27 protein-coding genes are annotated in these 20,611 nt (G+C 32.9%); 25 read left to right on the top strand and 2 right to left on the bottom strand.

Annotated features, from left to right (window positions below; genetic code table 11):
• The first annotated feature begins 264 nt into the window (after positions 1-264).
• The 4 genes from B7R65_RS05930 to B7R65_RS05920 all read left to right on the top strand — a co-directional run bounded on the left by B7R65_RS05930 (position 265) and on the right by B7R65_RS05920 (position 1,749).
• Positions 265-693 carry a DUF4395 domain-containing protein gene (locus B7R65_RS05930; protein ID WP_088041809.1) on the top strand — a complete coding sequence of 143 codons (429 nt, stop codon included), beginning with the start codon at positions 265-267 and terminating at the stop codon, positions 691-693.
• A 261-nt stretch (positions 694-954) separates the two neighbouring features.
• Positions 955-1,038 (top strand): MerR family DNA-binding transcriptional regulator, encoded by an 84-nt coding sequence (locus B7R65_RS21955; protein ID WP_373419552.1) that lies wholly within the window; start codon positions 955-957, stop codon positions 1,036-1,038.
• Positions 1,016-1,300 carry a MerR family transcriptional regulator gene (locus tag B7R65_RS05925; RefSeq protein ID WP_256941176.1) on the top strand — a complete coding sequence of 95 codons (285 nt, stop codon included), beginning with the start codon at positions 1,016-1,018 and terminating at the stop codon, positions 1,298-1,300. The genes B7R65_RS21955 and B7R65_RS05925 overlap by 23 nt, the downstream gene beginning before the upstream one ends.
• Positions 1,297-1,749 (top strand): SRPBCC family protein, encoded by a 453-nt coding sequence (locus tag B7R65_RS05920; RefSeq protein WP_088041808.1) that lies wholly within the window; start codon positions 1,297-1,299, stop codon positions 1,747-1,749. The genes B7R65_RS05925 and B7R65_RS05920 overlap by 4 nt, the downstream gene beginning before the upstream one ends.
• 46 nt (positions 1,750-1,795) lie before the next feature.
• Here B7R65_RS05920 and B7R65_RS05915 read toward each other — a convergent pair whose 3' ends face one another.
• Positions 1,796-2,833 (bottom strand): LLM class flavin-dependent oxidoreductase, encoded by a 1,038-nt coding sequence (locus tag B7R65_RS05915; RefSeq protein ID WP_088041807.1) that lies wholly within the window; start codon positions 2,831-2,833, stop codon positions 1,796-1,798.
• Positions 2,834-3,254: 421 nt separating this feature from the next.
• Here B7R65_RS05915 and B7R65_RS05910 point away from each other — a divergent pair, with 421 nt between their 5' ends.
• The 16 genes from B7R65_RS05910 to B7R65_RS05835 all read left to right on the top strand — a co-directional run bounded on the left by B7R65_RS05910 (position 3,255) and on the right by B7R65_RS05835 (position 15,847).
• Positions 3,255-3,458, top strand: a complete 204-nt coding sequence (locus B7R65_RS05910; protein WP_088041806.1) for an alpha/beta-type small acid-soluble spore protein — start codon at positions 3,255-3,257, stop codon at positions 3,456-3,458.
• Between the two features lie 277 nt (positions 3,459-3,735).
• Positions 3,736-3,939, top strand: coding sequence for an alpha/beta-type small acid-soluble spore protein (locus tag B7R65_RS05905; RefSeq protein WP_306298450.1), 204 nt, complete (start codon positions 3,736-3,738; stop codon positions 3,937-3,939).
• Positions 3,940-4,168: 229 nt separating this feature from the next.
• Entirely contained in the window at positions 4,169-4,441 is a 273-nt protein-coding gene (locus B7R65_RS05900) for a hypothetical protein (RefSeq protein ID WP_088041804.1), read from the top strand.
• 323 nt (positions 4,442-4,764) lie between these two features.
• Positions 4,765-5,223, top strand: a complete 459-nt coding sequence (locus B7R65_RS05895) for an RrF2 family transcriptional regulator (protein ID WP_088041803.1) — start codon at positions 4,765-4,767, stop codon at positions 5,221-5,223.
• Positions 5,224-5,558: 335 nt separating this feature from the next.
• A complete protein-coding gene (locus tag B7R65_RS05890; protein ID WP_088041802.1) occupies positions 5,559-5,918 on the top strand; it encodes a DoxX family protein in 360 nt (119 codons plus the stop codon).
• A complete protein-coding gene (locus B7R65_RS05885; protein ID WP_088041801.1) occupies positions 5,915-6,769 on the top strand; it encodes a VOC family protein in 855 nt (284 codons plus the stop codon). Before B7R65_RS05890 ends, B7R65_RS05885 begins: the two co-directional genes overlap by 4 nt.
• A gap of 315 nt (positions 6,770-7,084) precedes the next feature.
• Positions 7,085-7,912: an electron transfer flavoprotein subunit beta/FixA family protein gene (locus B7R65_RS05880; RefSeq protein WP_088041800.1), complete on the top strand. Its 828-nt coding sequence runs from the start codon at positions 7,085-7,087 to the stop codon at positions 7,910-7,912.
• Positions 7,913-8,953, top strand: coding sequence for an electron transfer flavoprotein subunit alpha/FixB family protein (locus tag B7R65_RS05875; protein WP_088041799.1), 1,041 nt, complete (start codon positions 7,913-7,915; stop codon positions 8,951-8,953).
• Positions 8,937-10,232 (top strand): FAD-dependent oxidoreductase, encoded by a 1,296-nt coding sequence (locus B7R65_RS05870; RefSeq protein WP_088041798.1) that lies wholly within the window; start codon positions 8,937-8,939, stop codon positions 10,230-10,232. The genes B7R65_RS05875 and B7R65_RS05870 overlap by 17 nt, the downstream gene beginning before the upstream one ends.
• Positions 10,233-10,526: a ferredoxin family protein gene (locus tag B7R65_RS05865; protein WP_088041797.1), complete on the top strand. Its 294-nt coding sequence runs from the start codon at positions 10,233-10,235 to the stop codon at positions 10,524-10,526.
• Between the two features lie 5 nt (positions 10,527-10,531).
• Positions 10,532-10,711 carry a hypothetical protein gene (locus tag B7R65_RS05860; RefSeq protein WP_088041796.1) on the top strand — a complete coding sequence of 60 codons (180 nt, stop codon included), beginning with the start codon at positions 10,532-10,534 and terminating at the stop codon, positions 10,709-10,711.
• 204 nt (positions 10,712-10,915) lie between these two features.
• On the top strand, positions 10,916-11,767 hold the full coding sequence (locus B7R65_RS05855) for an SAM hydrolase/SAM-dependent halogenase family protein (RefSeq protein ID WP_088041795.1): 852 nt from the start codon (positions 10,916-10,918) through the stop codon (positions 11,765-11,767).
• Positions 11,768-11,795: 28 nt separating this feature from the next.
• Positions 11,796-12,353 (top strand): ECF-type riboflavin transporter substrate-binding protein, encoded by a 558-nt coding sequence (locus tag B7R65_RS05850; RefSeq protein ID WP_088041794.1) that lies wholly within the window; start codon positions 11,796-11,798, stop codon positions 12,351-12,353.
• A gap of 82 nt (positions 12,354-12,435) precedes the next feature.
• The gene (locus B7R65_RS05845) at positions 12,436-14,139 is read left to right on the top strand and encodes an ABC transporter ATP-binding protein (RefSeq protein WP_218780401.1); all 1,704 of its coding nucleotides are present in this window, start codon (positions 12,436-12,438) and stop codon (positions 14,137-14,139) included.
• Positions 14,139-14,969, top strand: a complete 831-nt coding sequence (locus B7R65_RS05840; RefSeq protein WP_088041792.1) for an energy-coupling factor transporter transmembrane component T family protein — start codon at positions 14,139-14,141, stop codon at positions 14,967-14,969. Before B7R65_RS05845 ends, B7R65_RS05840 begins: the two co-directional genes overlap by 1 nt.
• A 416-nt stretch (positions 14,970-15,385) precedes the next feature.
• On the top strand, positions 15,386-15,847 hold the full coding sequence (locus tag B7R65_RS05835; protein ID WP_088041791.1) for an RDD family protein: 462 nt from the start codon (positions 15,386-15,388) through the stop codon (positions 15,845-15,847).
• A gap of 68 nt (positions 15,848-15,915) precedes the next feature.
• Here B7R65_RS05835 and B7R65_RS05830 read toward each other — a convergent pair whose 3' ends face one another.
• On the bottom strand, positions 15,916-16,227 hold the full coding sequence (locus tag B7R65_RS05830; RefSeq protein ID WP_088041790.1) for a hypothetical protein: 312 nt from the start codon (positions 16,225-16,227) through the stop codon (positions 15,916-15,918).
• A 191-nt stretch (positions 16,228-16,418) separates the two neighbouring features.
• Here B7R65_RS05830 and B7R65_RS05825 point away from each other — a divergent pair, with 191 nt between their 5' ends.
• The 5 genes from B7R65_RS05825 to B7R65_RS05800 all read left to right on the top strand — a co-directional run bounded on the left by B7R65_RS05825 (position 16,419) and on the right by B7R65_RS05800 (position 20,397).
• Positions 16,419-17,030 carry a sterol desaturase family protein gene (locus B7R65_RS05825; RefSeq protein WP_088041789.1) on the top strand — a complete coding sequence of 204 codons (612 nt, stop codon included), beginning with the start codon at positions 16,419-16,421 and terminating at the stop codon, positions 17,028-17,030.
• A gap of 460 nt (positions 17,031-17,490) precedes the next feature.
• On the top strand, positions 17,491-18,744 hold the full coding sequence (locus B7R65_RS05815; protein WP_256941175.1) for an SLC45 family MFS transporter: 1,254 nt from the start codon (positions 17,491-17,493) through the stop codon (positions 18,742-18,744).
• A gap of 180 nt (positions 18,745-18,924) precedes the next feature.
• Positions 18,925-19,596 carry a deoxyribose-phosphate aldolase gene (gene deoC / locus B7R65_RS05810; protein ID WP_088041786.1) on the top strand — a complete coding sequence of 224 codons (672 nt, stop codon included), beginning with the start codon at positions 18,925-18,927 and terminating at the stop codon, positions 19,594-19,596.
• 163 nt (positions 19,597-19,759) lie between these two features.
• Positions 19,760-19,933: a 30S ribosomal protein S21 gene (rpsU, locus tag B7R65_RS05805; RefSeq protein ID WP_003152957.1), complete on the top strand. Its 174-nt coding sequence runs from the start codon at positions 19,760-19,762 to the stop codon at positions 19,931-19,933.
• 14 nt (positions 19,934-19,947) lie between these two features.
• Entirely contained in the window at positions 19,948-20,397 is a 450-nt protein-coding gene (locus B7R65_RS05800; RefSeq protein WP_088041785.1) for a GatB/YqeY domain-containing protein, read from the top strand.
• The last annotated feature ends 214 nt before the right edge of the window (positions 20,398-20,611 follow it).

Below are 20,611 nucleotides of genomic sequence, written 5' to 3'. Positions count from 1 at the left end.
TTTATGTAGGTTTTTTACTAAAAATTTGTTGTTTTATATAAGTTTAGTAAAAGCAAACATTAAGTATAGAAAATGCTTAAAGCGGAAGGAGTGAGATTTCTGTGGGAGTATCGGAAAGGCGAGTTGTCCCCGGAGATCATTAGCAACAAAGTTATCGGAAACAGAATGTATAAAAAATAATAAAATGTATTTATTAATTGTCAGATCTCTTGAATCATATTATGATAATACTAAACTATTCCGATGTGAAAGGTTGGTTTATTGATGGCGAATTCAAAAAACGGAACGATTCCTCAGCCCTTGGTTAAAACGAATCAGTGGACAATTGTATTATCAGTTTTATTAACCTGGTTGACAGGGCAATATTGGATATTATTAATTCCCTTAATTAGTGGTCTAGGTGGTATCTTGTTTGATTTTAACCCGATTATGAGAATCGCTAAAAACTTCCTGAAAAAGGAGTTTACTGCTTATCATCAAGAAGATAAAAGTCAGCAAAATTTTAATCAAATCATTGCGGTATTTTGTTTAACCATTGCTTTCATTAGTGCGTTAGTAGGTTGGACAATTTTATTTTTAGTCTTTTCAATTATGGTTGCATTAGCTGCTTTCATAGCGATAAATGGTTTTTGTATTGGATGCTTTATTCACTTCCAATGGAATCAATATAAATATCGTAGAAGTCAAAGATAGGGCAATTAAAACAATTTGGAATTTCTGCTGGCAAATGAGGTGGAAATTCTTTTTTTTATGCTCTTTTCAAATGAGAGGCTCGACGATCCCCACGTAAAGCGAGCGACATGTAGCGGAAACTAACCAAAGAAAAAATGTTTACGAGAACCGCTAAAAAATAAGGATAAGCTTTGTATTCATCGTTCTATTCGTTATACTTTAATAAAAAGATATTGACCATGTGGTGTACCCCACAGTTTAAGATAAAGTGGGAGGACGATCATGTATAAAATAAGTGATTTTGCAGAATTGACTGGATTAAGTAAAGAAACACTGAGATATTATGCGAAAAGTGAAATTGCTTGAACCAGCTTATATTGATCCAGCAAATCATTATCGATATTACGATGATGGGATCTATTTTCTTGCGATACTTTTAGGAAAGTTGCGTAGATTTGGATTTGCAATACAAGAAATGATTTCTGTTATGGAAGATGAATCATTCACACACCTAGAAGATTTGTTAATACAAAAAAGAAAAAATATACTTACGCAACTTGAAGACCTACATCTTCAAGTTGAAGAGATTGATCATTTTATTGAGTCAGGTAAGGAGGAAAAAGAGTGATCCAATGGAAAGAAGAAATACTGATTGAAAGAAATATTGAAAAGGTGTGGAGTTTATTTTCTGATAAAAATATAAAGAAAATCATGCCTAAGGTTGAAGAGCACATATTGATTGAGAAAAATGAAAATGAAGTAGGGGCAAAGCATAGTCAATCATATAGAGAAGGTAATAGAGTAGAATCATATATAGTTGACACGTTGGCTTATGAAGATAAAGAGAATAATAAGAAGAAACAAATAAGCTTTGTTTTAGCAAACGCATTTGAAACGAATCTTATTTTTCAACTTATAAAAATTGATGAAACACATACGAAATTCATTTATGAAGGCACGAATAAAGGAGTTAATTTTGTTGGGAGAGCAATGCTTAAGCTTGGTAACAAAAAAGGTGCTAAGAAAGTTGTTGAAGACTTTTTAAATAGAGTTGAGCAAGAAGCTTTAAATTTATAATGAAATGGAGAGTAGACTTTAGGTCAAAGCTCTCCATTTTTTATTTTTATTTCTTTGCAGCAATGCTTAATAGTTCATATGAATATAAACGAGCAGAATGATCAAATACCGAACCATTCACCATGATTTCATCTGCCTTCGTAATATTTAAGACGGCTTGGAGCTTTTCTTTTACAGTGTCGATATTACCTATTGCAGATAATCTCATTTGATTTTGTAATGTTTGTTTTTCATAAGGGTTCCAAATTTTATCCATATCATCTACAGGTGGCTTTAGTAATGTTGGTTTACCACCTCGAACAAGATTTAAGAAAGATTGTTCTTGTGTTGTGAAAAGTCTTTTTGCTTCTTGATCAGTATCAGCAACAACAACATTTAGACCAATCATAGAATAAGGTTCAGATAATACATTGGATGGTTTGAAGTTATTATGGTAGATTTGCATCGCTTGAACTGTATAGTCAGGAGCGAAGTGTGCCGCGAATGCAAAAGGAAGACCAAGCTCTGCAGCTAATTGTGCACTAAAACCACTTGAACCTAATAACCAAATCGGTACATCTAATCCTTCACCTGGAACGGCCTGGACATGAGCTTTACCATTTGCGATAGATGGATCAAAATAAGTTCGTAATTCTTCAAGTTGCTCAGGGAAATGCTCACCACTTCTTAAATCTCTACGTAAAGCCCGTGTAGTTAACATATCACTTCCAGGTGCTCTTCCTAGACCTAAATCAATTCTTCCTGGGTGAAGTGACTCAAGAGTACCAAATTGTTCAGCAATCACTAGTGGGGCATGATTTGGTAACATAATGCCACCTGATCCAACTCGAATTGTTGAAGTACCACTTGCGATGTGGCCAATTACAACGGATGTTGCTGAACTCGCAACTGCAGGCATATTATGATGTTCGGCAAACCAATATCGATTGTATCCTAATTTTTCAGCGTGCTGTGCTAAGTCTAAACTATTCTTAAAAGCTTGAGCTGGTGTACTGCCTTCTACAACTGGAGCCAAATCTAAAACTGATAACGGAATTTCATGTAGTTGTTTCGCTACTTTATCTTCAAATCGATTGTTCGCCATATCATTTTCCTCCTAAATGAATCAATTAAGAACATTTATAAACAGATTGTTTTCTTTTTTGGTAAGTATTGAATTAATGTAAACTGTAATGTAATTGTATACAGTATTTTAAGATTATATGGAATAATTTTAGTTTGTACAAGTAATTGAACTTCAATTAGAAACAAACTGTCCAATTAAAATTATTTTAGTTTTTTTCTAGGAGGTATCTCCTAATATAGTCTGTTAAAGAAATCTACAACTCTCCATGTTTACTAGCAACAAAATTTATGAAAGCCTTAACTTATTATTGGAAATAAAAAGTAAATTTGGAAAAAGAAAAAAAATTGTAAATTTATGTATAGAATAAAATATCGGAATCATACTATCTTTAATCTGATAAACAACATCAGAGCATCCAAAAAACAAAGGAGTCGACAACATGGCAAACAGAAGATCTTCAAATCAATATGCTTCACCAAATGCAGTATCAGCAATTGAGCAAATGAAGTTCGAAATAGCTTCTGAATTTGGAGTGCATTTAGGACCTGATACAACATCTCGTGCTAATGGTTCAGTTGGTGGCGAAATTACAAAGCGTTTAGTTCAAATGGCTGAACAAAGTTTAGGCGGATATGCTCGATAAATATAAATTAGGATAGAGAGGAAACTTTCTATCCTTTTTTATTTTGGTTTTGAACTATACAAATATTTTTTTAGTCTACTATCAATTCTTGTTTAGATTAATATAGTCCAAAGTGTTAAATAGGTATATAAAAAGACTTGAATTTATTGAGTATTTTATCTAGTCAAGTTCAATGTATTTTTATTTATTGTTTTTTGTATAGATATTTAAATATGAGTCATACTAACTCCAATCTGATAATCTTATATCAGACAATCTATGGACAAAGGAGCTTATTATTATGGCAAAAAACTCTTCAAATCAATACGTTTCACAAAATGCTTCATCTGCAATAGACCAAATGAAGTTTGAGATCGCAACTGAATTTGGAGTTCATTTAGGTCCAGACTCAACAGCTCGTGCAAATGGTTCAGTGGGTGGAGAAATTACAAAACGATTAGTACAAATGGCAGAACAAAGCCTTGGTGGGTATGCTCGATAAATTATTAGGGTAGAAGGGATAACCTTCTATCCTTTTTCTTTTCAATCATTTATTAAACAGAAACGCTTTTATATAGAGCAAAATAGTATACCATTGGCAGCTTTTTATAGTTGATATTCTAAGGTCACTAACAAAAATATGAGCTATCTTTTTCAGGAATTACCATTGTATTAATTTTATCAATAAAATAATATAGTTGTATTAAATGTAAAAGGATGTAGATGATTAAATGTCTGGCAATGAAATAAGTCTTTTAGTATTTTTTGGCTTAATAGATTTAGTAATGTTTGTTTTCGCAATTAGGTTTAATAAAAAAAGATATGAAGAAATGCAAAATTTTAGTTTAGGTTCTGGTGAACAATCAGGAGCATTCTTCTTAAATGTATTAAATTTCTTCCCGTATTGGTTTCAAAAAACGTTTTATCTATTTGTAGCCATTTTAATACTAGGATTAATAATTTTTGCAGAATTACTAATTCACAACTACTTAGTTATCTTTTAATTTGTAGAAAATATTGGCAAAAAGCTGAGAGATATCCTCGAGCTTTTTTATTTAATCGAAAAAATGCTTGACCAAGTAAGTGTACCTTGAATGCATTTTATGTGCTGTAAATATAATATTAGTTAATTTAATAGTTACAAACTATTGATGTAAACTTTTTCACTACATTAATCTATGATATAATATCTACAATTTATAATTCTGAAAATTTGAAAAACAGCAAAATTCATCTCCACAAATCGCATATCAATCGTAAAAATTAGTCAAAATGACTAACTACTTGCATGGAACAATGAAACGGGAGATAATATTGTCACTGGTAGGTGATTAATTTGTCAAATTGTAGAAGTTCAGTTACTCCGAAGTGGTTCGGATTTGCTATACAAGCACTTGTTTTACTTTCTACAACTGAGGGTGTTACACCAAGTAAGGCAATTGCTAGACATATTCGATCTGGTGTTTCATTTATGAGAAGAATTATGGCTCCTCTTGTAAAAGAAAATATAGTAGAAGCTAGAGAAGGAAGAGATGGTGGGTATTTACTTGCTAGATCCCCAGAAGATATAACTCTAAAAGAAGTTTATTTAGCTTTGCAAATGACCGAGCCATTATCTACTGCATTGATTGAGTCAACTTCTGATTGTACAAGCGGACGTGTGATGAATAATGTATTTACTGAATTTGCCCTTGAAGCCGAAAGTAATTTATTAGGTTTTTTATGTAATTATACGTTAGCAGATTTCGTTAAACGTGCGAATCATAAAACAATAGAGATGCTTTAAAAAATATCGTACGACTAAATGTACGATATTTTTTAATTTGTTAGGGCTCTTTTCTAAATGAATGCTTTGAGCGGGAATTTCATAATCCCCGGTAAAGTAACGTACAATGATTAAGAACAGAACTTTTTATAATTAAGTATATTGTGCTTGTATTGAGAACAGTTATCGACTATACTGTTCTTAAATCAAGTGCACTTAAATTAAAATTAGAAATAATGACTAATTTTCATACTTGATCGTGAAAAATCAAGTTAATATAAAGTCTGCTTTGACTTATTTAATAAACTGTTCTTAATTCAAGTTCAGTAAAAAAAAACAAAAAAGGGAGAGATAAAATGAAGTGGATTTTACGTATCATTCAGGCAATATTATTTTTAGCATTCCTACTGTCAGGAATTATAAAGTTAAGTGGAAATGCTCAGATGCTACATGATTTTATAGAAGTATATGGTTATTCAAAAGGACTAATGTATACAATTGGAACATTTGAAGTTTTAGGAGCGATTGGTTTATTCGTAGGATTTTGGAAGAATAAAGTTACTAAGTTAGCATCTACTGGACTAGCTATTATTATGGTCGGGGCTGTTTATACACATTTACACGCAGGTCAAGGCTTTGGTGTTGCAATGACTCCATTTATTCTGTTAGTGTTAACATTAATTATTGTACTATCTAGAGGGGGGAAATTAAAATGAGTTTTCATCAAAAACCACTAGTCTATGCTCCAACAATTGAATTAAAAGTATCGAATTTAGAACGATCATTAGCATTTTATCAAGACGTAATTGGTCTGAAAGTATTAGACCAAACAAATACAAAGGCTAGCCTAACGGCAGATGGTTTGAATCCATTAATTAAACTTGAGCAACCTGTAGATGTAACGCCAAAAAATGATTCTAATACAGGGTTATATCACTTGGCATTATTATTACCTACTCGTAAGGATTTAGGGATTGTCTTAAAACATTTCATTGAAACTAGAAATCCGTTACAAGGTGGCTCCGATCATTTAGTAAGTGAAGCTTTATATTTGGCAGATCCAGATATGAATGGAATTGAAATCTATTCTGACCGACCTTCTGAAACATGGAGCTGGAATAATGAACACGTATCGATGGATAGTAGACGACTAGATGTTGATGGTTTATTAGCGTTAGCTGAAGAGGAAGAGTTTAAAGGGTTACCAAAAGAGACGATTATGGGACATATCCATTTGCAAGTTTCAGATTTAGCAAGCACTGAAAAATTTTATTGTGAAGGTTTAGGGTTTGAAGTTGTAACGAAATATGGTAGCCAAGCCTTATTCGTATCGACTGGACGTTACCATCATCATATAGGATTTAATACATGGCATAGTGCTGGTGGCGCAGCTCCATCAGAGAGCAGCGCAGGATTAAAGCAATACACATTATTATTTCCAACTGAGGAAGAAAAAGCAAAAGCTATCGATCGATTAAGTAAAATTGGTGCTTCTGTTAATGAACTAAATGGTGAAACATTCACAAAAGATCCATCAGGAAATAAAATTAAACTATTAGTTGCGTAATTGATGTTAATGGTTTTTATAAAAGAGACATTTACAACGGATAACCGTTTGTAGATGTCTTTTTTTTTGCTCTATTCTAAAAGATTGTTGTTTTTAAAAGTTTTATTATAAGGCATGAAATCAACTAAGCTCCTTCTTAAATAGCTACAAAGTTTATGGAAACTGCCTTTCCTTTCTGTTTTTCAATATGTATTAATCAAATTATTCAAACTATCTACTTTCTTCTATCATATTTTTTAATAAAAATTAATATATTTGAACAACATGTACATTTACTAGCTAAGGGTGAGGGGAAGAAAAAGGGGAGTGAAATAAGTGCTACATATCGTAGTTTGTATTAAACAAGTACCTGATACGAAAATCATCAAAATGAATCCTAAAACGAATACCATGGATCGTGCGAGTGCACCAGCAATATTGAATCCTTATGATGCGCATGCTGTTGAAGAAGCAGTTCGATTAAAAAGTCGATATGGTGGGACAGTTTCAGTTATTACAATGGGACCACCACCTGCTGTTAAAGCGATTCGAAAATGTATCGAAATTGGAGCAGATGAAGGTTATATGATTTCAGATAGAGCCTTTGCAGGAGCGGATACATTAGCGACAAGCTATGCATTAACGAAGGCGATTGAGAAAATTGGACAAATTCAACCGATTGATTTAATTGTTTGTGGAAAGATGACAATTGACGGTGATACTGGACAAGTTGGACCAGGTATCGCACGTAGATTAGATATTCCACCGTTAACATCTGTCAAAAAAGTTCAAGAGATTAATAAGGAAGAAGGATATGCAATCGTTCATCGGAAAATTGAGGATGGACATGAAGTGATTAAAACTACTTTACCTTGCCTATTTGCAGTTGAGAAAGAAATTAACGAAGTACCGTATTCACCATTACCAAATTTAATTAGAGCAGCTAGATATCAACCAACAATTTGGGCAGTAAAAGATTTAGAAGATGTCGATATCAAACAATTAGGTTTAAAAGGGTCGCCGACAATTGTATCAAAAGTATGGGCTCCTCCTAAAGCAAAAGGTGGAACGATTTTCGAAGGAACTTCAGCTGAAAAAGTAGCTGAATTAATGAATATATTAAATGAGAAGAAAGAGTTGTTTGAAGTGAAAGGAGGGGTATAAATGGATTTCTCGGAATATAAAGGCATATGGGTGTTTATAGAAGAAAATGATAAAGTCATTGCGCCTGTATCACTTGAATTACTTGGAGCTGGAAAACAATTAGCTGAAAAACGGGGTTGTGAGTTAGCTGGTATTTTAATAGGAGATAACGTAAAATCTTTGGCCCCTACACTTTTTGAATATGGAGCAGACATAGTTTATATTTACGATCAACCAATTTTTAAAGATTACCGAACAGAATCGTTTATGAGAGCAGTATTAGAATGCAGTAACAAATACAAGCCAGAAATCTTATTATATGGTGCAACCTCAAAAGGGAAGGATTTAGCAAGCGCGGTTGCAACTGATTTACCGACTGGATTAACGGCTGATACAACCGTATTAGATGTTGAGGAAGATACTGGTCTTTTATTAGCAAGTCGACCTGCGTTTGGTGGAAATATCATGGCGACTATTTTATGTAAGAAATATCGACCTCAAATGGCAACAGTTCGTCCGAAGGTTATGAAAGCGTTAGCACCTGAATCAGGTAGAGAAGGCATTGTCATCGAAGAAGAAATCGATCTAAAGGAAGAAGATATTCGTACAAAAGTATTAGAAATCGTTCGGGCTACGACTAAAAAAGTTCGAATTGATGAAGCTGATATTATCGTTGCAGGCGGAAAAGGTCTAGGTAGTAAAGAAGGCTTTGAGCTTGTTAAACAGTTTGCTGAATCAATTGGAGCGGCTGTAGGGGCAAGTCGTGATGTAGTAGAAGCAGGTTGGGTTGAACATCACCATCAAGTAGGGCAAACAGGTTTGACGGTAACACCAAAAATTTATTTTGCCATTGGAATTTCCGGGGCTATTCAACATATTGTAGGCATGCAAAATTCCGGGTTAATCATTGCGATTAATAAGGATCCTAATGCAGCAATTTTTCAATCTTGTCACTATGGAATTGTAGGTGACGCGTTTGAGATTGTACCAATGTTGATTCATCATTTCCAAGATAGTGTTACTTTAAAGGAGGAAGATCGGGATCATGCCGGAAAAATTTGATGTAATTGTCGTAGGAGCAGGCCCAGCAGGAATCTCATGCGCATATGAAGTAGCCAAAAAAGGATTGAATGTAGTTCTGATTGAACGTGGTGAATATCCAGGATCAAAAAATGTAATGGGAGGTGTCCTTTATCGGAAAATGATGGAGGATGTCATACCTGAATTTTGGAAGGAAGCTCCAATTGAACGTGTGATTGTAGAGCAACGTGTGATGATGCTCGATAAGCAATCAGCTACAACTTTCGGATATAAGGGGTTAGAATTCGCTGAAGAACCATATAACAATTTTACGGTTCTTCGTTCAAAATTCGATCAATGGTTTGCGCAAAAAGCAGTCGAACAAGGTGCACTATTGATAAATGAAACTGTCGTTTTAGAATGCATTGTTGAAAATGAAAAAGTAGTTGGAGTAAGAACTGACCGACCAGATGGGGATTTATATGCAGATGTTGTTGTTTTAGCAGATGGAGTTAACTCTCTTTTAGGAAAATCACTAGGTTTCCATAAAGAATGGAGACCGGATGAAGTAGCCTTAGCAACGATGGAAATCTTAAAGCTTGATAGTAAAATTATTGAAGATCGCTTTGGATTAGAAGGAAACCAAGGATGTGCGATTGAGTTATTTGGAGATGCAACTAAAGGGATTGTTGGAACAGGATTTTTATACACAAATAAAGATACGCTCAGTATTGGAGTAGGTACATTACTTTCAGGTATGATTGAACATAAAATTAAGCCGTATGATTTATTAGAATACGTAAAGAATCACCCAATGATCCGTCCATACATTCAAGGTAGTGAGCCACAAGAATATCTTGCTCATTTAATTCCAGAAGGTGGATACCATTCAGTTCCTAGATTAGTCGGAAATGGTGTAATGGTGATTGGTGATGCTGCTCAACTAGTAAACGCGATTCATCGTGAAGGATCAAATATGGCAATGACATCTGGTCGCCTAGCAGCAGAAACAATCATAGAAGCAAAAGAACTCGGACATTATTCAGAGAATGTATTAAAGTCATACGCTGATAAACTACTAGCTAGTTTCGTAGGTCAGGATTTGAAAAAATATAAAGATGCTACACATCATTTTGAAAAATTCCCTCAATATTTCGAGAAATATATCCCTCTATTAAATAAATCTGCAAGTCAAATGTTTACTGTTGATGGTAAATCAAAATGGGAGAAACAAAAGAAAATTATGAGTGATCTTGGAGGTGCTAAGTCAAAGTTCAAGCTTGCGAAGGATGTATATAAAGCATGGAAGGTGATGAAATAAATGAGTGAGAAGAAAGAACATACAATTGAGGAAAAACAGTATCTCGTTCGTTTTAATGCTGATACAAAATCGCACCTAACAGTTCTAGATTCAGATATTTGTATGAAAAGTTGTCCAGATAAAATATGTACAATATTCTGTCCAGCTGAAGTATACAAATGGGAAAATATTCGAATGCATGTAGGATATGAAGGCTGTCACGAATGTGGAAGCTGCCGAATTGGCTGTCCTCATCAAAATATAAAATGGGAATACCCGAAAGGTGGTCACGGAATTATCTTTAGACTGGGGTGATTGCAATGTTCTCTATTGGCAATTATGTGATGTTTAGTTTAGATGGTGCAGTAGGTACTGTTATGGAAACTAGAGACAATCAATGCTTAGTCGCTTGGGAAGACCGTGTCGTCAGTTGGGCAAATATTGAGTTACTTAAGAAGATTAGCTGTGCTGAGTTAATTCAACTTTTTACACCCAAATAAATCAATTAATGAAAAAACGAATAAAAATAGAATGTCTATTAAAAGATATAGTATCTACATACTATATCTTTTTTTTTACTTAAAATTAATAGAACTTTGTAAGATCGTTTTTAATCTGGTTTTTTCGGATAATATTTTGATTGACTATTGAATAGATTGAATTTATATTTAATTTTAAATATTCTTGCGATTAGGGGTGTATGAATGAGTAACGCTTTAGTGTTTCAGTCAGATTTTGGATTACAAGATGGAGCGGTTAGTGCGATGTATGGCGTTGCCTGTAGTGTAAATCATGAGTTAAATATTTACGATATCACACACGATATACCTCAATTCAATATATGGGAAGCATCCTATCGATTAGTTCAAACGATGAATTATTGGCCTGTTGGCACTGTGTTTGTATCTGTTGTTGATCCAGGTGTTGGTTCAGATCGTAGAAGTATTGTTGCTCGTACAAATTCGAATCATTTTATCATTACTCCCGATAACGGAACACTGACACATATTGGAAAAATCTATGGTATTAGTCAATTAAGGGTAATTGATGAAGAAATTAATAGATTACCAAATTCAAGTGAGTCATATACTTTTCATGGGAGAGATATTTTTGCTTTTACAGGTGCAAGATTAGCCTCGGGTGTGATTGATTTTGAAAACATAGGACCTGAAGTTGACCCGAGTTCTTACATAAATTTGCCGATTAAGGAATGTACGATTGAAAATCATACGGTTAAAGGAACAATTGATATTCTTGATGTTCGATACGGAAGTATATGGTCAAATATTAGTCGTACAGAGTTCACTAATCAAGGAGCAACGTATGGTGATTTAATTGAAGTCACAATTGAGCATGAGGGGAAAAAAGTATTTAAAGAAATAGTTAAATATGGAAGGTCTTTTGCCGATGTAAAAATTGGTGATCCAATTCTATATGTAAATAGCCTAGACCAAATGGCTGTTGCAGTAAATCAAGGATCATTCACAAATGAATATGGAATTCTCACAGGTATTGATTGGGAGATTTCAATTAAGGTTTTAAATAAAAACATATAAAGAAAGTAAGTAAAAAGGGGAGAGTAAAGTGAAAAATAGCAATTTATCAATCAAAACAATTGTTGCAATCGGAATTGGCGCAGCAGTGTTTATTATTTTAGGAAGATTTGGATCAATTCCATCAGGAGTACCTAATACAAATATTGAAACTTCTTATGCGTTTTTAGCACTTATGGCAGTTTTATACGGTCCAGTTGCAGGATTATTAATTGGATTAATAGGTCATACATTAAAGGACTCGATTTTTTATGGTTCCCCGTGGTTTAGCTGGGTAATTGCTTCTGCAGTTGTAGGTTTAGTTATTGGTCTCGTTGCTAAAAAAATCAATGTTCAAAACGGAGAATTTGGTCGCAAAGAAATGATAAGTTTTAACTTAGTTCAAATACTTGCCAATGCAATCGCTTGGTTTGTCATTGCACCAGTTTTAGATATTTTAATTTATTCAGAACCCGTAAATAAAGTTTTTGTTCAAGGTGCTGTTGCTGGAGTTTCAAATATTGTAACAGTGGCGGTATTAGGAACAATTTTATTAAAAATGTACGCTAAAACAAGAACAAAACAAGGAAGCTTAACGAAGGATATGTAGTCGGTGGAAATTTCACCGACCTTTTTTACTTTTTATTAACAAAGAAATACTTTATAAAATTAATTGTTAAAGGAAGATGAAGTTGAAAGACGCAATGATTGAATTTAGTAATTTTTCATTTCAATATAAAGCTCAGTCAAAGCCTACATTACATACTATTGATTTATCAATATATGAAGGGGAAAAAGTTTTAATCGTAGGTCCATCAGGTTCTGGGAAAAGTACAATTTCACATTGCTTAAATGGGTTAATTCCATATTTTTATGATGGAGAAATGACAGGTAGCCTAAAAATTAAAGGGGAAGAAACAAGGGAGCAATCGATATTTGATTTATCATTTCATGTTGGAACAGTTTTACAAGATCCAGATGCACAATTTATTGGATTAACCGTAGCCGAAGATATTGGGTTCAAATTAGAAAATACAGGTGTACATCAGCAAGAAATGATCGAAACAGTAAAAAAGGTATCTCAACTTGTTGGAATTGAAAAACACTTAAACGCTGCCCCACATCAATTATCAGGTGGACAAAAACAACGAGTTACTTTAGGAGGCGTAATGGTGGATCAAGCAAATATTTTATTGTTTGATGAACCATTAGCGAATTTAGATCCTGCAACTGGCAAAATCGCAATGGATTTAATTGATGATATTCATCAAAAAACGAATAGCACGATCATCATTATTGAACATCGACTTGAGGAAGTACTTCAAATAGACATTGATCGAATTATTGTAATGAATGAAGGACGAATAATAGCAGATGTTAGTACGAATGAATTACTCTCCTCGAATATATTACAATCTGTTGGTATAAGGGAACCTTTGTATATCACTGCTTTAAAGTATGCAGGGTGTAATATAGATCAATCTTCAAACCCTAAAAAGGTCGATACGATCAATTTAGATTCATATATTGATAGATTAACAAATTGGTTTAATCGTGAGAATGATCAAGTGGGAACTGAGGATGAAGACACTGTATTAGAGATAAAAAATCTTGATTTTAGTTATGATAAATCTAAAAAAATCATTAATCATGTTTCATTTAAAGTTCAAAAAGGTGAAATGGTTAGTATTGTTGGTAAAAACGGAGCTGGAAAATCAACAATTTCAAAATTGATTTGTGGATTTTATCAACCGACGAACGGGCAAATACTTCTAAAAGGTAAAGATATACGGTCTTTATCAATTAAAGAACGTGCTGAATTTATTGGAATTGTTCTTCAAAATCCAAATCAAATGATTTCTCAAACTTCTATTTTTGATGAAGTAGGGTTGGGTTTGAAATATAGAGGTATCCCTCAAGAAGAAATGAAAGTACGAGTATTAAATACGTTGAAAATTTGTGGTTTATACGAGTTCAGAAATTGGCCAATTTCTGCTTTAAGTTTTGGCCAAAAGAAGAGAGTAACGATTGCAAGTGTTCTAGTATTGAACCCAGAAATTCTAATTTTAGATGAACCAACAGCTGGACAAGATTATAAACATTATAATGAAATGATGGAATTTTTGAAGCAACTTCAGTCAAAGGGAATTACGATTATTTTAATTACACATGATATGCATCTAATGTTGGAATATACAAAAAGAGCAATCGTCTTCTCTGAAGGAGCGGTTATTGCTGATGATACTGCGGCATCAATATTAACAAATAGAGAGATTATTAAACAAGCGAATTTAAAAGAGACATCGCTACAAAAACTAGCAAATAAAGCAAATATTGTTAACGCTGATGAATTTGTTCGTAAATTCATTGAGTTTGATCGGAGGGTTCGAGTTTAATGAACAATCCTATGCTTTCTTACATTCAAAAAGAATCATTGGTTCATCAACTTACAGGAGCAACTAAACTAATCTTTTTTCTTATTTGGTCTACGACAGCAATGGTTACATACGATACACGAATTCTTATTGTCATGTTTATACTTGGTATTATTGCATTTAAAGTTTCGCAAATTGAGTTTAAACAAGTTTCATTTGTTTTATATTTTATTCTGTTTTTTATGTTATTTAATAGTTTACTAACATTTGTGTTTTCCCCTTTTCAAGGTGTGGAGATTTATGATACAAGACATAATTTATTTCATTTGTTTGGGAACATATATTTTACGGCGGAACAAATTTTTTATCAGTTCAATATTATTTTAAAGTATTGTACGGTTATCCCAATTGGAATTCTGTTTATCGTTACTACGAATCCGAGCGAGTTTGCTGCGTCATTAAATAAAATTGGAGTAAACTACAAAATTGCTTATTCAGTAGCGATAGCCTTGCGTTACATTCCTGATGTTCAACGTGACTATCAAGATATAACATTTGCTCAACAAGCAAGAGGACTAGAACTATCTAAGAAACAAAGTTTATGGAAACGTATGATCAATTCGATCTCAATCCTAATGCCATTAATTTTTTCGAGTTTAAATCGTATTGAAGTAATAAGTTCTGCAATGGAATTAAGAGGATTTGGAAGTAAACAATATCGAACATGGTATAATGCTCGAAGTTTTAAAAAGAATGATTATATCGTATTTGTATTTATTAGTCTGTTATTTTTGATTTCATTAGTCATTACTTTCTACGATGGAAATAGATTTTATAATCCTTTTAAATAAAAAGTATAAGTTGGAGATTAGTTGATTTCCACTCCAGGATGCTCGCTTTCTGTGGGGCGTGCGCTGAGCCTCGTCTGCGTGTTACGCCTGTGGGGTCTCAACTGTCCCGCATCTCCCACAGGAGTCGAGCACCTTACGTTCCAATCAACCTCAAAATTAATGATATACTTATAAAAAAGTCTTATAAGTACAACATTTTTTTAGATAAGAGCTTAATAGAAAGTAAGATAAAAAATACTAAATTAACATCTTGGTTAGTTTTAATGCGAAATGTATAACTAACGTAAAATGAAGTAACTTGACCTTTAGCTTACTTCATTTTTTTTGTTTCATTAAAACGAGAAGTAGATTATCTTTGTAATAGGTAGAATTTACATAGCATAGTATGTAAGAAAAAGAACATTATAGGGGGAAATATGGAGACGAACGATTTAGCTAGTAGATCAAGTAGGTTTTTGGCAGTATTGATAGATTTTATAATTCTTGTTGTTTTATTTGTTGTTATTGTGATCATAACAAGTATTGCAAAATCGACAAGTTTTACTGGGGTTTTAGAGAAAGATTCCAGTTTAAGCTTTTTATTATCTTCGTTTATTGTAGGAATTATTTATAATATTATCATTCCGTCATTTGTTTGGAATGGACAAACAATTGGTAAACGTTGGGTGAAAATTGCGGTTGTGACTCAGGATGGCGAAAAGGTAAATTGGAAGACAATGACCGTTCGATCAATTTTTACTTTGTTAGGCCAAATTAAGATCCCTGTATTATCTAGTATCATTGGAATTATTGCATTCATAGATCCGTTTTTTATTTTCAATGAAAAAAGACGTACGCTACACGATATGTTAGCTAAAACGAAAGTAATTGATGTTTAATAAAAATTTGGTTTTATCCCAAAGCTCTAATTAAAACCCAAAAAAGAAAGCTCCTAGAGCTTTCTTTTTTAATATAAGATTTTCATTTGACGTATATGTGCTTTTGTTTCTTCGGATCCCAAATCATATATCATTTGATATGACTGCTTTAAAAAGTAGTCGTACCCATCATTGTTTTTTTGACTCCAATTAGTGATTGGTGGAAGAAATGCTGCTTGTATACCTGTAGCTTCGTCATAGTTGTCGATTTCATGAAAAATTTTTTCAAGTCTTTCTTTTTCATCTATTGTTGCATCAATTTCTAGTTCGTAAGGTGCATCGCCTTGATGAGGTACAATAGTTTTAGCCTGTACTGAAACGTAATATCTCCTTTTTTCCATAAGTAACTCCCTTTTATTTATTCTCGTTCATTCATCTCTTTTATTATCTTCTCAGAATGTCTCTTTATTCAGGTCATCAATAAATCATAAAAAAATAAATAAATGTTCTACCAGTAAAGGAATTTCATAAATAATATTGAAATATAAATTTGATACTAGTTTAATTAATGTAAAGGGAAAGGGGGATTTTTATGAAGGGATTATATCGAGACTTTTTTCTGCATTTTGATGTACTGGTTATGGCAATCATTTTTGGAATAGGATTTGTTTATAGCGTTATTTTTAATTTTTCTTGGATAGTTTTATTAGTGTTTGTTGTAGGATTAATTTTCTTTATGTTTAGCGAATATGTGACGCATAGATTTTTCTTCCATATAAAAGCACCAAAAAACAAATTGTTTCTAAAGTTTATGAAGCGTATACATTATGATCATCATACCTATCCAGACGATTTGAAATTGTTATTTTTACCAATATGGTATAGCATTCCAAATCTTGGAGCGTTAAGTGTTATTTTTTATTTGATATTTCAAGATTTTGTTTTAACATCTTCGTTCGGTGCAGGATTAGTATTAATGCTTCTAGGTTACGAATGGAAACATTATGTTGCTCATCGACCGATTAAACCTAAAACGAAAATGGGTCGTCACATTAAAAAACTTCATATCTTACATCATTTTAAAAATGAAAACTTTTGGTACGGTGTTTCAACACCAATATTTGATGGTTTATTTGGCACACTTAAAGATGAGAAAGAAGTTGTAACAAGTCAGACTGCAAAAGCATTAGAAGAAAGAATGTAATATTTGAGATGAATATAAAAAATGCTCAGTGATCAAATCACTGAGCATTTTTTAGGTTACCTATTTATGTTAAAAGAATGAATAATCAAAACCACTAAGACAATGAATGTAACGAATTTTGAGACTTTTATAAGAGTGTTATGTTGATATGTTTTATTTAATAAATAAAAAAAAGCAACCACCCAAAAAGCATTTTGAAAAAAAGTCACAAATATATTCCTATACATATTTATATAAAAGTCAAAGTTCTCCATGTTCTACCCCCCTGGATAAATAATTTTATACTATACTATTATGCTTTTCGCGAATTAATCCTTCATATTTTAGTAAACGCTACCAATCGATTTCCTAAAGTTAATATTTTATTAAAATTAAAAAAAGATAAATAATTGGACGTTTTACCCACTATACATTTAGTAAGGAGGGATTGATGTGTCATTGATTCGTATCCAGCTAATGTATGAATGTGAAGGGGTTGCAGAAAAGGGAGATTTTAATGGATAGTGGATTTAATTTTCGGAAAGTTCTGCTCCTGGGTTTTGGCTTTTTTGCAATTAGCTTAACATGGTCAGTTTATAATGCATTTATGCCGAAGATATTAAGTGACTATATTGGTTCATCAGCACTAATTGGATTTATTATGACGTTTGATAACTATTTTGCGTTATTCCTACAACCAGCCGTAGGAATGTATAGTGACCGATTGAATTCACGATTTGGAAGAAGGATGCCTTTTATTATGATTGGTATGCCTCTTGCTGCGTTATTTACATTTTTAATACCTTTTCATCAATCGTTAATAATTCTAATCTTTTTTATCGTTTGTATGAATTTAAGTATGAGTGTTTTCCGTTCGCCTGTCATTGCACTTATGCCAGACTTGACTCGAACTGAACATCGTAGTAAGGCGAACAGTGTGATAAATTTTATGGGTGGGATTGGAGCACTCATTGCATTTTTTATTGGTTCGATTTTGTGGGATTATAATGAAGGATTTCCTTTTTATTTAGCAGGTTTTTTAATATTAATTAGCTTTGTGATTCTTTTTCATTTTATTAAAGAAAAAAGAGATGTAATTAATTACGAAGTATCAGAAGAAAAAATCGATTTTAAAGTAGGTTTACGCTCTGCGATCAAAAATAAAAATGCTTTATTTCTTTTATTGGCTATACTTAGTTGGTTCATCGGATTTAATGGGATAGAGACTTTTTTTACTCGATATGGTGAGGAATATTTAAATATTAAAGTTAGTGCGGCATCTTTTTCATTCGCCTTTATATCACTTGCTTTTCTAATCTTTGCAATACCAGCTGGATTTATCGGAACAAAAATTGGTAAAAAGCGAAGTATTGTTATTGGAATAATTGGCATAATCTTTGGTTTTATCGTTTTATTCTTTTTGAAAGATATTCTCTTCATTCGTTTTGTATTCCTACTCATGGGATGTTTTTGGGCACTTGTTAATATTAATTCTTATCCATTTTTGGCAGAAATGGCGCCTGTTGGATTTATAGGAACCTATACAGGTTTATATTACTTATTTGCATCAATTGCGAATATTGTTTCACCACCATTATTAGGTGCGATATTGGATTTCATCGGTTTCAAATATATGTTCCTATATGGAACGTTTTTTATCATCGTCAGTTTATTTATGATTTTAAAAGTAAGGGACAATACAACAATTGAAAGAAATTCAAATGCGTCAGCTTGAGGATGCTTTGAATTTCTTTTTTTAGTGAACTTAAGCATCACATATTTATAACTTCTATTGCTAATACTAATTTATGCTATTCTCGATACCCTCGAAATAAAATGAAATATTTTAATTTATTACACAGTAATGTTATATAGACAACGTTTTTATCTTATTCCAGTTAGGAGTTTTCTTATAATGACATCTAATTTTTCTAAATTGATTGATCATACAGTATTAAAAGCAGATACGACTAAAGCTCAAATCGAAAAACTATGCCAAGAAGCTAAAGAGCATAATTTTGCATCAGTTTGTGTCAATCCAACTTGGGTGAAGCTTTGTTCAACACTATTACAAGGAACTGATGTTTTAGTTTGTACAGTCATCGGGTTCCCTTTAGGAGCAAATACAAAGGAAGTAAAGGGATTTGAGACTTCAAACGCAATTGAAAATGGAGCGCAGGAAGTTGATATGGTTATCAATATTGGTGCTTTAAAAGACGGCGATGTTGAAACTGTAGAACAGGATATTGCTTCAGTTGTCAATGCAGCTAAAGGGAAAGCACTTGTAAAGGTAATTATCGAAACTAGTCTTTTAACTAACGAAGAAAAAGTAATAGCTTCTAAATTATCTGTAAAAGCTGGAGCAGATTATGTTAAAACATCTACCGGATTTTCAACAGGTGGAGCAACTGTAGAAGATGTAGCATTAATGAGAAAAACAGTAGGACCAGATATTGGTGTTAAAGCTTCCGGAGGCGTTCGAGATATTGCAAGTGTAAACGAAATGGTAAAAGCTGGCGCGACCCGAATTGGTACAAGTAATGGTATTACAATCGTCCAAGGAAATGTTGCAACGGAAGGGTACTAAATATTCCGTTTTAGGTAAGGTGTGTTAAGGTCCAAACTTGACATTTACCTGTTGACCTATCAATGCTTTATGTATTATAATCGTAAAAGACATGTAGAAAAGTGTACTTTTTTGCAGTGTTTTATTGATTGTAAGTGGTAGCTTGGAGGGAGGGAAAAGTAAGATGTCTAAAACAGTCGTTCGTAAAAACGAATCTTTAGAAGATGCTCTTCGTCGTTTTAAACGTTCAGTTTCTAAAACTGGTACGCTTCAAGAAGCAAGAAAACGCGAATTTTATGAAAAGCCAAGTGTAAAACGTAAGAAAAAATCAGAGGCAGCAAGAAAACGTAAATTCTAAGAGAGGGTGTTACTATGAGTCTTCTCGAACGTTTGAATTCAGATATGAAACAAGCGATGAAGGAAAAAAATAAAGACAAATTATCCGTTATCCGTATGGTAAAAGCCTCATTGCAAAATGAAGTGATTAACTTAGGGAATAATGTGACATTGTCAGCTGATCAAGAGTTAACGATTTTAACTCGTGAAGTGAAACAACGTAAAGACTCCCTCCTGGAATTCGAAAAAGCTGGTCGTGATGACCTTGTGGATAAATTAAAGCAAGAATTACTCATTTTAGAAGAATACTTGCCTCAACAATTATCTGAAGACGAACTTCTTGAAATCGTACGTGTTGCAATTTCAGAAGTTGGTGCTACATCAAAGGCTGACATGGGGAAAGTAATGAGTGCAGTTATGCCTAAAGTAAAAGGACAAGCTGACGGCTCTTCTGTGAATAAAGCTGTAGCAAGTCTGTTAAAATAAACGTCTATTTTAGACGTTTATTTTTTTTGCCCCCCAATAAATTAAATCCACTTCTCAGTAAAGAAAGTTTGAAAAGATTCTCAAAAAAGAAAATTTAAGACTCAAATTCAACTCAAAACAACTTTATAAAAAAACCTCGAAATTTAGCTTTTAAACAATCCATTGTTAATCGTTTAAATTACCCCACAACTATAAATTCACTTACGAACTTCTT

The sequence above is a fragment of the Bacillus sp. EAC genome, from assembly GCF_002156875.1.
Taxonomy (GTDB): Bacteria; Bacillota; Bacilli; order Bacillales; family Bacillaceae_G; genus Gottfriedia.
This window is presented reverse-complemented; position numbering and strand designations above follow the sequence as displayed.